The organism is Pseudomonas sp. E141 (assembly GCF_052659885.1).
On sequence record NZ_CP084024.1, the window covers coordinates 1,189,027 to 1,202,688 of the forward strand.

Consider the following 13,662-nt stretch of genomic DNA (forward strand, 5'->3'; position numbering starts at 1 on the left):
TTGAGTTCAGTCACGTTCCAGCACCACCACACGTTGTCCGGCGCGCACCGCCGAGCCGGGCTGTACACGAATCTGGCGCACCACTCCGGACACGGGGGCGAGGAGTGGGATCTCCATCTTCATCGACTCCAGAATCACCAGTACGTCACCCGCGCTGACCCGAGCATCCACCTGCACCTGGACCTGCCAGAGATTGCCAGCGATGTGGCTATCGACACTGAGTTGATCTTCGCTCAGCAGCGAATCTTCGCTGGGCGCGGGTGCCGGTTCTTCGCTGTCGAAGTGTGCCTGGCCACTGGCGATCCAGCGCTCGCGCTCGGCATTGAAGGCGCCTTGTTGCTGCGCTCGGAACGCGGCGATGCTGTCCGCCTCCTGCGCCAGGAAGCGCTGGTAATCAGCAAGGTTGAGTTGACCGTGTTCGATGTTCAGGTCGAAGCGGCCCAGCGGGAAGTCCCGGCGGATGCGCAGCAGTTCATCGGCGCTGACCGGGTAGAAGCGGATCTGGTCGAAGAACCGCAACAGCCAGGGTTTGCCGTCGAATGCGGCGACCTCGCGATAACGATTCCACATCTGCAACGTGCGCCCGACGAACTGATATCCACCTGGGCCTTCCATGCCATACACACACATGTACGCGCCGCCGATGCCCACCGAGTTTTCCGCAGTCCAGGTGCGGGCCGGATTGTATTTGGTGGTCACCAGCCGATGCCGAGGGTCCAGTGGCGTGGCGACCGGCGCGCCGAGGTAGACATCCCCAAGGCCCATCACCAGGTAGCTGGCGTCGAACACCGTGCGTTGCACTGCGTCGAGGTTGGGCAGGTCGTTGATACGGCGGATGAACTCCAGATTGCTCGGGCACCAGGGCGCGTCCTTGCGCACCGTGGTCATGTATTTTTCGATGGCCAGCTGGCAAGCCGGATCGTCCCAGGACAGCGGCAGATGCACGATGCGTGACGGCACCTGCAGATCCTGCGCGGCGCACACCGCGTCCCATTCACCGCTGAGGATTTGCAGTAGTTCGGCCAGCGGCAGTTGTTCGGGTTGGTAATGCACTTGCAACGAACGAATGCCCGGCGTGAGGTCGATTACGCCGGGCAACTGTTTGTGCTCCAGCGCCTGCATCAAGGCATGGGCGCGAAAACGCAGCACCAGATCCAGTTCGGGAGCGCCTATCTCAAGCAGCAGGTGCGTGTCGCCGGCCAATCTCGCCACCAGACGGGTATCGTCCTGACCGATATCCAACACCACTGGCGACCCAAACCCCTGTGGGAGCGAGCCTGCTCGCGATGGGGCCAGATCAGACACCGCATCCACTTCATCGCGAGCAGGCTCGCTCCCACATTGATCCCATTTCACGGTCAGTGAGCGGGCGGTCGATATATCCACCGGCACGAACCGCACCCTGTCCCCGGCCTTCAGTTGCCCCAGTTGCCAGAGATCCGCCTCGATCACCGTCACCGGGCAGACGAAACCACCCAGGCTCGGGCCGTCGGGCCCGAGGATGACGGGCATGTCGCCGGTGAAGTCCACGGCGCCGATGGCATACGGGTTGTCATGGATGTTGGAGGGGTGCAGGCCGGCCTCGCCGCCGTCGGCGCGTACCCATTCGGGTTTCGGCCCGATCAGGCGCACGCCGGTTCGGCTGGAGTTGAAATGCACTTCCCAGGCCGTGTCGAAGAAGGTGTGGATGTAGCGCTCGGTGAAGTATTCCGGCGCGCCATGGGGGCCGTAAATCACGCGGATCTGGCGCACGTCGGGCAGCTCCAGAGTGGGTTCGCTCGTGTGCGCCACGGTCGCGCGCTCATCCAGGGGCGCCAGGTGCAACACGTCGCCGGTACACAAGGCCCGCCCCCCATGGCCGCCGAACTGGCCGAGGGTGAAGGTGCTTTTACTGCCCAGGTAATCCGGCACTTGCACGCCGCCTTGCAGGCACAAGTAACTGCGCGCCCCGGCGCCGGCGATGGTGCCGATCGCCAACGTGGAACCGGCAGGAATCGACAGGGCAGTGTTCATCGGCACAGCTTCGCCATCGAGGGTCAGCGCAATGGCCGCGCCGGTCACGGCCACCCTGGCAGCGCAGTTGAAACGCAGCAACGGTCCGCTCATGGTGATTTCCAGCGCCGCGGCGCCTTCTTCATTGCCCAGCAGGCGATTGCCCAGGCGCAACGAGTGGCTGTCCATCGGTCCCGATGGCGGAACACCCACCGCCCAATAGCCGAGTCGGCCGGGGTAGTCCTGAATGCTGGTCTGGGTGCCGGGGCTGAGCACTTCAAAAGTGTGGGCGCGATAGACCAGCGCCTCAAGGCAGCGAGTCCAGGGCTGGCCGCTGGCAAAGGGTGAATCGAGGAGAATCTGTTGCAGGTAGTCGCGGTTGGTTTCCACGCCGTACAACAGGCTTTCATTCAGCGCTTGATGCAAGCCCAGGCGTGCCTGCTCACGGGTCGGCGCCCAACGAATGACTTTGGCGATCATCGGGTCGAAGTAGGATGGAATCTGGCAGCCGGCCTCGACCCAGGTGTCGATGCGCAGTTGTCTGCCGTCGGCTGGCGGCCATTGCACAGCGGTCAGTAGCCCCGGGCTCGGCTGGAAGTCCCGGCCTGGATCCTCGGCATACACGCGCGCCTGAATCGCATGGCCCTGGGCTCGCAACCCCTGGCTCAACTCGCTCAGGGGTGGCAGGTCCCCGGCGGCCAGTTGCACCATCCAGCGCACCAGGTCGATGTTCCACACTTGTTCGGTGACGCCGTGCTCCACTTGCAGGCGGGTGTTCACTTCCAGAAAGTAAAAGCGCCCGGCGTCACTGTCGAACACGAACTCCACGGTGCCGGCGCTGCGGTAGTTGACCGCCTGGGCCAGTTGGATCGCCGCTGCGCAGAGCTCCTCGGCCATACCTTCGGGCAAGTTGGGCGCAGGGGTTTCTTCGATGACTTTCTGGTTGCGCCGCTGCACCGAGCAGTCGCGCACGCCCAGTGCGATCACCTGGCCCTGGCCGTCGCCGAATACCTGAACCTCAAGATGTCGAGCCCGCTCGATGTACTTCTCGATGAACACGCCGGCATCGCTGAAGTTGTTCTGGCCCAGGCGTTTGACCGCTTCGAATGACTCGCTCAACTCGGCGGCATCGCGACAGACACGCATGCCGATGCCACCGCCCCCGGCGGTGCTTTTGAGCATGACCGGATAGCCGACCTGGTTGGCGGCCAGTAGCGCGGCGTCGAGGCTGTCGAGCAGTTCGCTGCCTTCGAGCAGTGGCACGCCGTGCCGGCGAGCCAGGTCGCGGGCGGTGTGCTTGAGGCCGAACACACGCAGTTGCTCTGGCGTCGGGCCGATGAAAGCGATGCCGGCGGCCTCGCAGGCCTGCGCGAAGGCGGCGTTTTCCGAGAGAAAGCCGTAGCCGGGATGGATCGCCGTCGCGCCGCTGCTTTTGGCGATTGCCAGCAGCTTGTCCACCGCCAGATACGTACCCGCTGCCGCACCTTCGCCCAGGCAGTGGGCTTCGTCGGCCTGCAGGATATGCAAGCTGGCCGCATCGGCCTGGGAATACACCGCGACGCCTTCGACCTTCAGCTCACGCAGGGTCCGCAGGATCCGGCAGGCAATGGCGCCACGGTTGGCGATGAGGATTTTTTTGAACATGGCGTAACCCCCTCAGGCATGACTGTCAGCCTGAACTGGGATGCGGGCCGTCCCGCAGTTTTCGATGGCCGCCGGGGTCGTCCCCGTGAGCGAAACCTTCCTTAAATAACACCGCTAGACCCTGTGGGAGCGAGCTTGCTCGCGATAGCGGCGGCTCATCCAACCTTGATGTACCTGACAGATCGCTATCGCGAGCAAGCTCGCTCCCACAGGGGATCAGGGCGTTATTTGATGCACTGCCCCGACCGGCTCTGGCACAAGGCAAACAGCCAGCGGCGCAGGCGGGTGAGTTTCAGTTCCATATCAAAAGCTCCGCTGGCGTGGGGTTGTAGGCGTTGCACGGGTTGTTCAGTTGCGGGCAGTTGGAGATCAGGACGATCACGTCCATCTCGGCCCGCAGGTCGACGTATTTGCCGGGCGCCGAAATCCCGTCCTCGAACGTCAGGCCGCCGTCGGCGGTGACCGGCACGTTCATGAAGAAGTTGATGTTCGGTCCGATGTCGCCCTTGCCCAGACGACCGTCGTGGGCGCAGGCCCGCAGGTAGTTGTCGCGGCAGCTGTGCATGTAGCGTTTTTCCAGGGCGTAGCGCACGGTGTTGCTTTCCTGGGCGCAGGCGCCACCGAGGGTGTCGTGGCGCCCGCAGGTGTCTTCAACGATGGTCAGCATGGGCCGGCCGAGGTTGGAATACAGCACGCTCCCGGTGCTCAGGTACACGCCGTTCTGCCGGCGCAGGGTGCGCTGCACGTCGTAGCGTTCCTTGGGATTGGCCAGGCTGTAGAACAGCGTATCGACCGCCTGGTTGCCTTCCAGGTCGAGGATGCGCAGGGTCTGGCCGGCCTTGACCTCCACCAGCCAGGGTTCCCCGGCGGGGATGGTGGCGCGGTAGATGGCGGCGTCGGGCTGCTTTTGCAGGGTGGCGATGGCAAGTGACATGGCAGCGATCCTCAGGCGAACAGGCGGTCGGTATTGATGAAGCCGCGCTGGTTTTCCGGGCGCGAGTTGCGGCAGTGCTCGGCCACGCTGGGCTCGGCGTTCATCCAGCTGAGCTTGAGCGGTTGCGGGGCGTATTGCGGGTTCGGGTCCATTGGGTGTTGCAGCGCAGTCAGCACCACCAGGGTATCCATCGGCGCGTAGAGCTCGATGTAATCGCCGGCCTTGGAATGGTCTTCAACGAAGTGAAAGTTGCCGGCCTCGTCGACATCGACCCGGCTGAACAGGTTGAGGGTCATCAGCAGGTCGGACAGGCCCAACCCCCATTTGCCCAGCTCCACCAACAGGTTGTCGGTGCCGTTGCGGAAGAACCCGTTACGCAGTTCCTGATAGCGGCCCTGGCCGTATTTTTCAGCCACTTCCTTGGCGCAGAGCACACCGCCTAGGCTATCGCTCCAGCCGCACGTGTCGGCGGTGATCGCCGCCAGCACCCGGCCCATGTCCGAGTACAGGCAATGGCCGGTGGTGAGTTTGGCGGTGTGTTGGCATTTGAGGCTGTCGGGCAGGTTCAGGCGCTCGGTTTTCTCATTGGCATTGAGCAGCGTCAGGCTCACGTTGGCCCCGCCGCGCAGATCGGTCAGGCGCAGCAGTTGACCGCGCTTGAGCACGAAGGAACGGTGGCCGCCACCGGGCAGCAGCTCTTCGGCGAAGGGAGCAAACAATTGGGTTGAATCGGTCATGGGAAAACTCCTTTCAAGCGATACGCAATGCGCCGGCCAGTTCGGCGGGCAGGGCGTCGACGGCGGCACGGGCGGTGCGGCGGTCGCTGTTCAGTGGAATGTCGTAGGTGATGCGCGCGCCATAGGCGCCGGGGGCATGGGGATCGACGCGAACCTTGTCGAACACCAGCAGGCGGGTGCCGAGGCTGAATCCTTCGGACAGGTCATGGGTGACCATGAACACCGTCAAGCGGGTTTCGCGCCACAGCTCCAGCAACAGGGCGTGCATGTCTTTGCGAATGCCTGGATCGAGTGCGCCGAAGGGCTCGTCCAGCAGCAATACACGGGGTTTCATGATCAGCGCCTGGGCGATGGCCAGCCGCTGCTGCATGCCCCCGGACAACTGCGCCGGGTATTTGTCCAGTGCATGGCCGAGGCCGACCTTGTTCAGCAGATGCGCGGCCTCTTCACGGGCCTGGCGTTTGGCGCTGCCGAACAGGCGTCCCAGCAGCGGCGAGCGCGGCAGTTCCAGGCCCAGGGCAACGTTGTTCAGCACCGTCAGATGCGGGAACACTGAGTAACGCTGGAACACCACGCCACGGCTGGCATCCGGCTCACCGGCCAGAGGCTCACCGTCCAGCAGAATCTGCCCGCGACTGGCGCGCTCCTGGCCCAAGAGCAGCCGCAGAAAGGTTGATTTGCCACAACCCGACGCCCCCACCAGCGTGCAGAACTCGCCTTCGGCGACGCTCAGGTTCAAGCGTTCGAGCACCACCTGATCGGCGTACTGCTGCCAGACGTTATTGACCTTGATGAAGCTCATGCCTTCGCCCCCTCATACCAGGGGAACGCTCGCCGGGTCAGGTGCTTGAGACCCCAGTCCATCAGCCAGGCGAGCAAGGTGATCCACACCACGTACGGCAAGATCACATCCATCGCCAGGTACCGGCGCACCAGGAAAATCCGATAGCCCAGCCCATCGGTGGAGGCGATGGCTTCGGCGGCGATCAGAAACAGCCAGGCCGAACCGAGCATCAGCCGCAGGGAAATCAACAGGCGTGGCAGCAATTGCGGCAGCACCACCCGCAGCATCAGGGTCCAGGTCGAAGCGCCGAGGGTCTGGGCCTTGATCAGCAGCTCGGGCGGAATTTCCCGGGCGCGCTGTTCCAGGTCCCGGGCCAGACACGGGGTGATGCCAATGACGATCAGCATCACTTTCGACAATTCTCCCAGACCGAAGACGATGAACAGAATGGGCAGGATCGCCAAGGGAGGCACCATCGACAGCACGGTGAGCAACGGCGACAGCGGCGCGCCGAACAGCGGCAGCGTGCCGGCGGCGATGCCCAGGCACAGGCCGGCCAAGGCGCTGATGCCCAGGCCGATTGCCAGTCTGCGCAGGCTCGATGCGGTGTCTTGCCAGAGCAGGTAATCGCCACTGCGCACGTCAGCGGTGAAGGCCAGGCGTTTGACTGCATCGGCCATCTGCACTGCGCTGGGCAGCAGCTTGTCGTTGGGGTTGTCCGTCAACCGTTCGGCCGAGCCCATGAAGTAGGCGAACAGCACCAGCGCGAAGGGCAGGATCACCAACAACAGGCGGCTGGGGCGATCCGGATAGCGGTTGATCAGGCGCATGCCAGCTCCTCCGGTTTACAGCTTGGCGTCGGCGGCCAGCTGCACGTAGGTCGGGTCAAAGCGCAGCTTGAGGTTGGCCTTGTCGCCGCTGGTCACGCCATTGGCAAACGTCATGCCGACTGCGTTGGTGTCCTTGGCGCCTTCGCCGAGCAAACCGTGCTGGAACGAAAACTCGGCGACCTTGCGCATGGTCGCAGGCAGTTGCTCACTGGTGGCGAAGCTCAGGGCCTCCTTGGGCGTGGCGAACAGCTTGGTGGTGTCCAGTTGCGATTGGAATCCGGCCAGATCGGTGCCCGAGGCTTTGGCCATGTGTTCGAGTGCGGTCTTGCTGGCGGCGTTTTTTGCATCCATCAGCGCCACCACTTCAAACCAGGCACCGGTCAATGCTTTGCCCAGGGCCGGGTTGTCCTGCAGGGTCTGGGTGTTGACCACCATCATGTCCATGATCTCCCCCGGGATCTGGCTGGAATTGAACACCTCGCTCACGCCGGGCTGGGCCTTGATGTCCGAGAGCATCGGGTTCCAGGTGGTGACGGCCTTGACCTGGTCGGTATTGAAGGCCGCGGAGATATCGGCATCGGAGGTGTTGACGACTTTCAGGTCTTTCTCGGTCAGACCGACCGAGTCCAGGGCGCGGGCCAGCAGGTAATGGGAGACCGACAACTCCACCAGGTTGACGTCCATGCCCTTGAGGTCGGCGACTTTCTTGCCGTCACCCTTGAGCACGATGCCGTCATTGCCGTTGGAAAAATCGCTGACGATCAGCGCGGTGCTGTCCACGCCGCCGGCGGCGGGAATGGTCAAGGCGTCCATGTTGGTCATGGTGCAGCCGTCGAACTGACCGGCGGTGTATTGGTTGATGGATTCGACGTAGTCGTTGAGCTGCACGACATCAATGGTGATGCCGTATTTTTTCGCCCATTTATCGACAATGCCTTGGCTGCCGGCGTACTCCCAGGGCATCCATCCGGCGTAAATGGTCCAGCAGACGCTGAAATGGTCTTTTTGCGCGGCAGGGGACGAGGGGCTTACGAGGGCCGAGAACGTAGCGAGGAGCAGGGCGCAAAGACGAAGCTTGAGCATGGTGGTTCTCCAGTTGATCAAGGGCGGACAGGAGCAACGCGGCACCGCGAACGGTGGCTTGTCTCCCGGGCTTTTGTCCCGCCGTGTAACCTCAACTGGAGGTCGCCAACTCTCGGACCAGCCACTCGCCAGAGGCGAGCCGGAACCCTAGTCAGCCATTGCAAATTGTGGTGCCGCGAACCTGTGATGACTCCTGCACGGAGTTTGTTAAAGCGAGAGCCGTGCCAAGTAGCGTAAAGGCCCGGTCCAAAGCGGGTGGGGGGAGAACAGCGCGGCGTCGCCAGTGGGTTTGTGCATGGTTGTGGTGCTTTGCCGCACCGGGATGAGGCACGGAGCACATGTTTCAACTTATTGCCGTGGCGCACCAGATTCGGATTTCGCTGTCAGATTAATCGTCAGTCACCCAATAGATGACTGCCGCCCGCCAGCGTCGCTGATGTGGCTCATTAGCGGTCCAGGAGGCCGCCATGTATCGACGACTTCTGCTCATTGCGTTTCTGGGTTTGACACTTTCGGCATGTGTTCCTTACGACGGAGGCTCAAGCTACTACCGTTCCGAGGTCTACACCTCACCGGCGCCGGTCTATTACGGTGGCGGGAGCTACTACTCGGCACCGCGCGGCTATTACGCACCGCGGTATTACTCGGCACCACGCTATTACTCGGCGCCGCGCTACTACCAACATGGCCCGCGCTACTACTCGCCACCGCGCACGGCATACCGGTCTCATCCACACCGGGGCGGCTGGGACGGCCATAACCGGGGCGGCTGGAATGACGACCGTCGTGGTCGAGGCGGACGTGATCATCGGGGACGCGGTGATCATGATGGACGGCGTAACCACCGCTGATTCATCGGCAGCAAAAAGCGGCGCATTGAGCGCCGCTTTTTTGTGCCTGTAACAAACCCGATGGGATAACACTTGTGGGAGCAAAGCTTGCTCGCGATGACAGGGGATCAGTTAGCTTCCCGGTGACTGGCATACCGCTATCGCGAGCAAGCTTTGCTCCCACAGATGTGGCTCTCACTGAATGTCACTCTCACGGGTGTGCCACCCAGGTTCTTTACTCGTTAGACAAATCCGCCAGCGGATGCCGCCCTTCCCAGGCCTTGTGAAAATGCGCCTCGACCGCTGCTGCGGGGACATGGTTGATGTCCGGCCAGTGCCAGCGGGGCTTGTGGTCTTTGTCGATCAGCCGCGCCCGCACGCCCTCGCTGAATTCAGGGTGTCGGCAGCAGTTGAGGCTCAAGGTGTATTCCATGCGCAACACACTTGCCAATGACAAATGCCGGGCTCGGGCGATCTGTTCCCAGACCAGATGAGCAGTCAGCGGGCAGCCTTCGGTCATGGTCTTGGCCGCCCGGGCGATCAATGGGTCTGAATGGTCCACCAGCAGGCTGAGGGTTTTCCAGGCGCAACGTACATCGCTGACATCCAGCCATTCGTCGATTTTCTGCCGGCGCGGTAGCCATTGCGCCTCGGGTAATTGGGCGACGGCTTCCTGTTGCAAGGCCTTGAGCAAGCTGTTGAGCTGCATGGGCGTCTGTTCCTGCCAATTGAGTTGCAGCAGGCCTTCGATCAGATCGTCCTGTTGTTCATCCAACAGGAAACGGTCGGCCAGACCCAGGTCAATGGCGTCCCGGGCATTCATATGGGCGCCCGTCAGGCCCAGGAACAGGCCAAGCTTGCCGGGCAGCCGCGACAGGAACCAACTGGCGCCGACATCCGGGTACAGGCCGATGCTGATTTCCGGCATCGCCAGGCGCGTGCTCGGTGTGACGATCCGAATATTCGCGCCTTGCAACAGCCCCATGCCGCCGCCAAGCACGTAGCCATGGCCCCAGCACACCAAGGGTTTGGGAAAAGTGTGCAGGTTGAAGTCCAGTCGGTACTCCGCGGCAAAAAATTGCGCCGCCAAGGGCGGTACTTCACCTGGTTGAGCGCGGCAGGCCTCTACCAGGCTGCGCACTTCGCCGCCGGCGCAAAACGCCTTGGCGCCGTTGCCGCGCAACAATACACAGACGATTTGCGGTTCTCTGGCCCAGGCGTCGAGACGATCGCGCAGGGCGTTGATCATCGGCAAGGAGAGGGCATTCAGGGATTTTTCAGCATCCAAGGTGGCGATGCCGATACGGGCGCCATTGATGCCGGTGAGTTCTTCGAAGTGCAGATTCATCGTGACCTCGATCAGAAATTTGAATGATCAGTATGACCGCTGCGTAGGAAAGTGCCGGTTCTGCGTCAGATCAATTGACAAGCCATGTAGGCTTTCCTAGGGTGCGCCCATTGTTTTTACCGGGTGCAACCATGACTGCTGACGACCGTATCAAACTCGAACCGAGCTGGAAGCACGCCCTGCGTGCCGAGTTCGACCAGCCCTATATGGCAGAGTTGCGTGAATTTCTGCGTCGGGAGTACGCCGCCGGCAAGGAAATTTACCCACCGGCATCGTTGATTTTCAATGCCCTCAACTCCACGCCGCTGGACAAGGTCAAGGTCGTGATCCTCGGCCAGGACCCTTACCACGGCCCAGGCCAGGCTCATGGTTTGTGCTTTTCAGTGCAGCCGGGCGTGCCGGCGCCGCCCTCGCTGGTGAACATCTACAAGGAATTGAAGCGCGACCTGAATATCGACATCCCGAATCACGGCTACCTGCAAAGTTGGGCCGACCAGGGGGTGTTGCTGCTCAACACCACCATGACCGTGGAGCGTGCCAATGCCAATTCCCACGCGGGCAAGGGATGGCAGCACTTTACTGATCGGGTCATTGAAGTGGTCAGTGAGCACCAGCCGCATTTGGTCTTTCTACTGTGGGGCGCTCATGCCCAAGGCAAGCAGAAGCTGATTGATGCCACCAAACACTTGGTGCTGACCTCCGTCCACCCGTCGCCGCTGTCGGCTTACCGCGGTTTCCTGGGGTGCGGGCATTTCAGTCGGGCCAACAAGTTTCTTGAGCAACAGGGCGAAGCGCCGATTGATTGGCGGTTGCCGCCGGTTTAATGCGCCCAACTGACGGGCCCCATCGCGAGCAGGCTCGCTCCCACACTGATTTGTGTACGCCGCAATATCCTGTGGGAGCGAGCCTGCTCGCGATGAAGGCGCCGCGGACGATCAGACCGAACCCGGCTTGCGAATCCAATACCTGAACAACGGCTCCGCCAGAAACAGCACAAACAGCAGTCGCATCACCTGCAACGCCGTCACCAGCGGTACCGACAGTTGCAGCGTCTCCGCCGTTAGGCTCATTTCCGCAATACCGCCGGGCATCATGCCCAAGGTCAGTGACCGCAAGTCCAGGTGGGTCAGCGTGCTCAGGCCCAGGGCCGCGAGGGTTGCGATCAGCATCGTCAACACCGTGCCGATCAGCGTACGTCCCATGAACGACGGCGCGCGGCGGAAGAACTGCCGGTTGAAATGACAACCCAATCCGCTGCCGATCAGCCACTGGCCGATCTGGCTGCCACCGTCGGGCAGGCCGATGTGCAGATCCCAGCCGATGCTCACCGCCGCACTCACCAGCAACGGTCCGAACAGCCACGGGTTGGGTTGGCGCAAACGCTCCCAGCCCCAGGCGAGCAGGGCGCCCGCCGGGAACAGCAGCGCCAGCCACAGCCAGTCCACCGTGGCAGCGTGCTGCACCGGGGCGCCTTCGCCGAGCAAGTATTTGAAAGCGGCCGGTACGCACAGCACCACCACCAGTACCCGCAGGCTCTGGCCGGCAGCGACGCGGCTCAGGTCGGCGCCATTGCGGGCACCGAGGTTGACCATCTCGCCGGAACCGCCCGGCATGCTGGAGAAAAAAGCGGTGGCGCGGTCTTCGCCGGTGCGGCGCATCAGCCACACACTCACCACGCTGGACACGCTGGTGATCAGCGCGCCGAAGAAGATCAGGCCAAAATGGCTCAGCACCTGCTCCATCACCACCGGGGTGAAGTGCAGGCCGATACCGATGCCGACCACCCACTGGCCGCATTTACGGCCGCCAGGGATTTCCATCAGTTGCCACGGTGTGAGGCAGCGCACCAGGATGATCGCCAGTAACGAGCCAACCATCCAGGGCAAAGGCCAGCCGATCAGGCTGGCCAGATAACCGCCGGCCAGACCGACCAGCGGTGTTCCCCACCATTGTCTGAGTGTTGCTTTAGACATTGGCCAGGGCGCGACGTTGAGCCGAGCGACGGCGCCAGATCCGCAGCAATGGCATCAGCAGCATGATGACGGTCAATACCCAGCAACCCAGGGTGATCGGGCTCGACCAGAGGATTTCCAGCGCACCGTTGGAAATCGACAGCGCACGACGCAGGTTCTGTTCCATCAGGCCACCGAGGATGAAGCCCAACAGGACCGGCGACAACGGGAAGTCCAGCTTGCGCAGGATGTAACCGAAGATGCCGATGCCGATCATCAGGAACAGGTCGAACGTGGTGGCATGCACCGCGTAGACGCCGATCCCGGTGATGATCGCGATGACCGGTACCAATGCCCAGTTCGGCACGGCCAGGATACGGGTGAAGACGCGGATCATCGGGATGTTGAGGATCACCAGCATGATGTTGGCGACGAACAACGAGGCGATCAGGCCCCAGACGATGTCAGGTTGTTGCTGGAACAGCAGCGGACCCGGAGTGATGTTGTACAGCGACAGTGCGCCGATCATCACCGCCGTGGTGCCGGAACCCGGAACACCCAGGGTCAGCATCGGTACCAACGCACCGCAGGCGGCGCCGCCGATGGCGGTTTCCGGAGCAGCGAGGCCTCGCTTGTCGCCCTGGCCAAACGTACCGTCTGCACCGGCGATGCGTTTTTCCGTCATGTACGCCACGGCACTGGCCAGGGTCGCACCAGCGCCTGGCAACACGCCCATGACGAAGCCAAGCACGCCGCATCGCACGTTCACCCAGAACACCGATGCCGCTTCCTTGACGTTGAACATCATCCGCCCGGTGGCTTTCACTGCTTCCTGGCCGCGATGGGTCTTTTCCAGCAGCAACAGAATTTCACTGATGGAGAACAGGCCCAGCACCAGCACGACGAACTGGATGCCGTCGGTCAAGTGGATGTTGTCACCGGTGAAACGGTATACGCCGCTGTTGGCGTCAATCCCGACGCAGGACAGGAACAGCCCGATCAGCGCCGCAATGAAGGTCTTGAGCGGGCGGTCTCCGGCCATGCCGCCGAGACAGACAATGGCGAACACCATCAGCACGAAATATTCCGCCGGTCCGAAGGCAATCGCCCATTTGGCCAGCAGCGGGGCGAACAGCACCATGCCACAGGTGGCAATGAATGCACCGATGAACGAGCTCCATGCCGACAGCGAAAGGGCGACGCCGGCCATGCCTTTGCGGGCCATCGGGTAACCGTCCAGGGTGGTCATGACGGTGGAGGCTTCACCCGGGATGTTGAGCAGGATCGAGCTGATTCGTCCGCCGTATTCGCAACCCAGGTATACGGCCGCCAGCAGGATCAGGGCCGACTCCGGTGGCAGACCGAGGGCGAATGCAATCGGGATCAGCAACGCCACGCCATTGATCGGGCCCAGGCCCGGCAGCAGGCCGACCACGGTGCCGATCAGGGTGCCGCTCAGGGCGGTAACGAGGTTGTAGGGGGTCAGTGCAACGCCAAAACCCTGGCCGAGATAATTCAGGGTATCCAT

Annotated in this window: 11 protein-coding genes and 1 riboswitch; of the genes, 2 read left to right on the forward strand and 9 right to left on the reverse strand. The window is 62.5% G+C overall.

Translation table 11 applies throughout. The features are described 5' to 3' along the window. Positions 1 to 6 precede the first annotated feature (6 nt). The 6 genes from uca to GKKCFE_RS05445 all read right to left on the reverse strand — a co-directional run bounded on the left by uca (position 7) and on the right by GKKCFE_RS05445 (position 8,004). Entirely contained in the window at positions 7 to 3,636 is a 3,630-nt protein-coding gene (gene uca / locus GKKCFE_RS05420; RefSeq protein WP_445577566.1) for an urea carboxylase, read from the reverse strand. A 292-nt stretch (positions 3,637 to 3,928) separates the two neighbouring features. Next, a complete protein-coding gene (locus GKKCFE_RS05425; RefSeq protein WP_445577567.1) occupies positions 3,929 to 4,570 on the reverse strand; it encodes an urea amidolyase associated protein UAAP2 in 642 nt (213 codons plus the stop codon). An 11-nt stretch (positions 4,571 to 4,581) separates the two neighbouring features. Next, on the reverse strand, positions 4,582 to 5,307 hold the full coding sequence (locus GKKCFE_RS05430; protein WP_445577568.1) for an urea amidolyase associated protein UAAP1: 726 nt from the start codon (positions 5,305 to 5,307) through the stop codon (positions 4,582 to 4,584). A gap of 13 nt (positions 5,308 to 5,320) precedes the next feature. Further along, positions 5,321 to 6,109, reverse strand: coding sequence for an ABC transporter ATP-binding protein (locus tag GKKCFE_RS05435; protein ID WP_047227987.1), 789 nt, complete (start codon positions 6,107 to 6,109; stop codon positions 5,321 to 5,323). After that, the gene (locus GKKCFE_RS05440) at positions 6,106 to 6,921 is read right to left on the reverse strand and encodes an ABC transporter permease (RefSeq protein WP_047227986.1); all 816 of its coding nucleotides are present in this window, start codon (positions 6,919 to 6,921) and stop codon (positions 6,106 to 6,108) included. The genes GKKCFE_RS05435 and GKKCFE_RS05440 overlap by 4 nt, the downstream gene beginning before the upstream one ends. A 15-nt stretch (positions 6,922 to 6,936) precedes the next feature. Further along, on the reverse strand, positions 6,937 to 8,004 hold the full coding sequence (locus tag GKKCFE_RS05445) for a putative urea ABC transporter substrate-binding protein (protein WP_076385971.1): 1,068 nt from the start codon (positions 8,002 to 8,004) through the stop codon (positions 6,937 to 6,939). Between the two features lie 60 nt (positions 8,005 to 8,064). Continuing rightward, positions 8,065 to 8,166, reverse strand: a riboswitch (guanidine-I (ykkC/yxkD leader). Positions 8,167 to 8,471: 305 nt separating this feature from the next. Between GKKCFE_RS05445 and GKKCFE_RS05450 the strand changes: the two genes are divergently transcribed. Next, entirely contained in the window at positions 8,472 to 8,855 is a 384-nt protein-coding gene (locus GKKCFE_RS05450; protein WP_445577569.1) for a hypothetical protein, read from the forward strand. A gap of 214 nt (positions 8,856 to 9,069) precedes the next feature. On the opposite strand, the gene GKKCFE_RS05455 is transcribed toward GKKCFE_RS05450, so the two are convergent. Next, entirely contained in the window at positions 9,070 to 10,182 is a 1,113-nt protein-coding gene (locus GKKCFE_RS05455; protein ID WP_047227984.1) for an enoyl-CoA hydratase/isomerase family protein, read from the reverse strand. Positions 10,183 to 10,313: 131 nt separating this feature from the next. On the opposite strand from GKKCFE_RS05455, the gene ung reads away from it, so the two are divergent. Continuing rightward, positions 10,314 to 11,006 (forward strand): uracil-DNA glycosylase, encoded by a 693-nt coding sequence (gene ung / locus GKKCFE_RS05460; protein WP_445577570.1) that lies wholly within the window; start codon positions 10,314 to 10,316, stop codon positions 11,004 to 11,006. Between the two features lie 111 nt (positions 11,007 to 11,117). Here ung and GKKCFE_RS05465 read toward each other — a convergent pair whose 3' ends face one another. Next, the gene (locus GKKCFE_RS05465) at positions 11,118 to 12,155 is read right to left on the reverse strand and encodes an AbrB family transcriptional regulator (RefSeq protein WP_047227982.1); all 1,038 of its coding nucleotides are present in this window, start codon (positions 12,153 to 12,155) and stop codon (positions 11,118 to 11,120) included. Further along, positions 12,148 to 13,662 carry a tripartite tricarboxylate transporter permease gene (locus tag GKKCFE_RS05470; RefSeq protein WP_445577571.1) on the reverse strand — a complete coding sequence of 505 codons (1,515 nt, stop codon included), beginning with the start codon at positions 13,660 to 13,662 and terminating at the stop codon, positions 12,148 to 12,150. The genes GKKCFE_RS05465 and GKKCFE_RS05470 overlap by 8 nt, the downstream gene beginning before the upstream one ends.

What these genes read in the sequence shown, in the direction of transcription:
- GKKCFE_RS05465 (WP_047227982.1), bottom strand. Translation starts at nt 12,155, where the DNA reads ATGTCTAAAGCAACACTCAGACAATGGTGGGGAACACCGCTGGTCGGT.
- uca (WP_445577566.1), bottom strand. Translation starts at nt 3,636, where the DNA reads ATGTTCAAAAAAATCCTCATCGCCAACCGTGGCGCCATTGCCTGCCGG.
- GKKCFE_RS05470 (WP_445577571.1), bottom strand. Translation starts at nt 13,662, where the DNA reads ATGGATACCCTGAATTATCTCGGCCAGGGTTTTGGCGTTGCACTGACC.
- GKKCFE_RS05425 (WP_445577567.1), bottom strand. Translation starts at nt 4,570, where the DNA reads ATGTCACTTGCCATCGCCACCCTGCAAAAGCAGCCCGACGCCGCCATC.
- GKKCFE_RS05450 (WP_445577569.1), top strand. Translation starts at nt 8,472, where the DNA reads ATGTATCGACGACTTCTGCTCATTGCGTTTCTGGGTTTGACACTTTCG.
- GKKCFE_RS05435 (WP_047227987.1), bottom strand. Translation starts at nt 6,109, where the DNA reads ATGAGCTTCATCAAGGTCAATAACGTCTGGCAGCAGTACGCCGATCAG.
- ung (WP_445577570.1), top strand. Translation starts at nt 10,314, where the DNA reads ATGACTGCTGACGACCGTATCAAACTCGAACCGAGCTGGAAGCACGCC.
- GKKCFE_RS05445 (WP_076385971.1), bottom strand. Translation starts at nt 8,004, where the DNA reads ATGCTCAAGCTTCGTCTTTGCGCCCTGCTCCTCGCTACGTTCTCGGCC.
- GKKCFE_RS05440 (WP_047227986.1), bottom strand. Translation starts at nt 6,921, where the DNA reads ATGCGCCTGATCAACCGCTATCCGGATCGCCCCAGCCGCCTGTTGTTG.
- GKKCFE_RS05455 (WP_047227984.1), bottom strand. Translation starts at nt 10,182, where the DNA reads ATGAATCTGCACTTCGAAGAACTCACCGGCATCAATGGCGCCCGTATC.
- GKKCFE_RS05430 (WP_445577568.1), bottom strand. Translation starts at nt 5,307, where the DNA reads ATGACCGATTCAACCCAATTGTTTGCTCCCTTCGCCGAAGAGCTGCTG.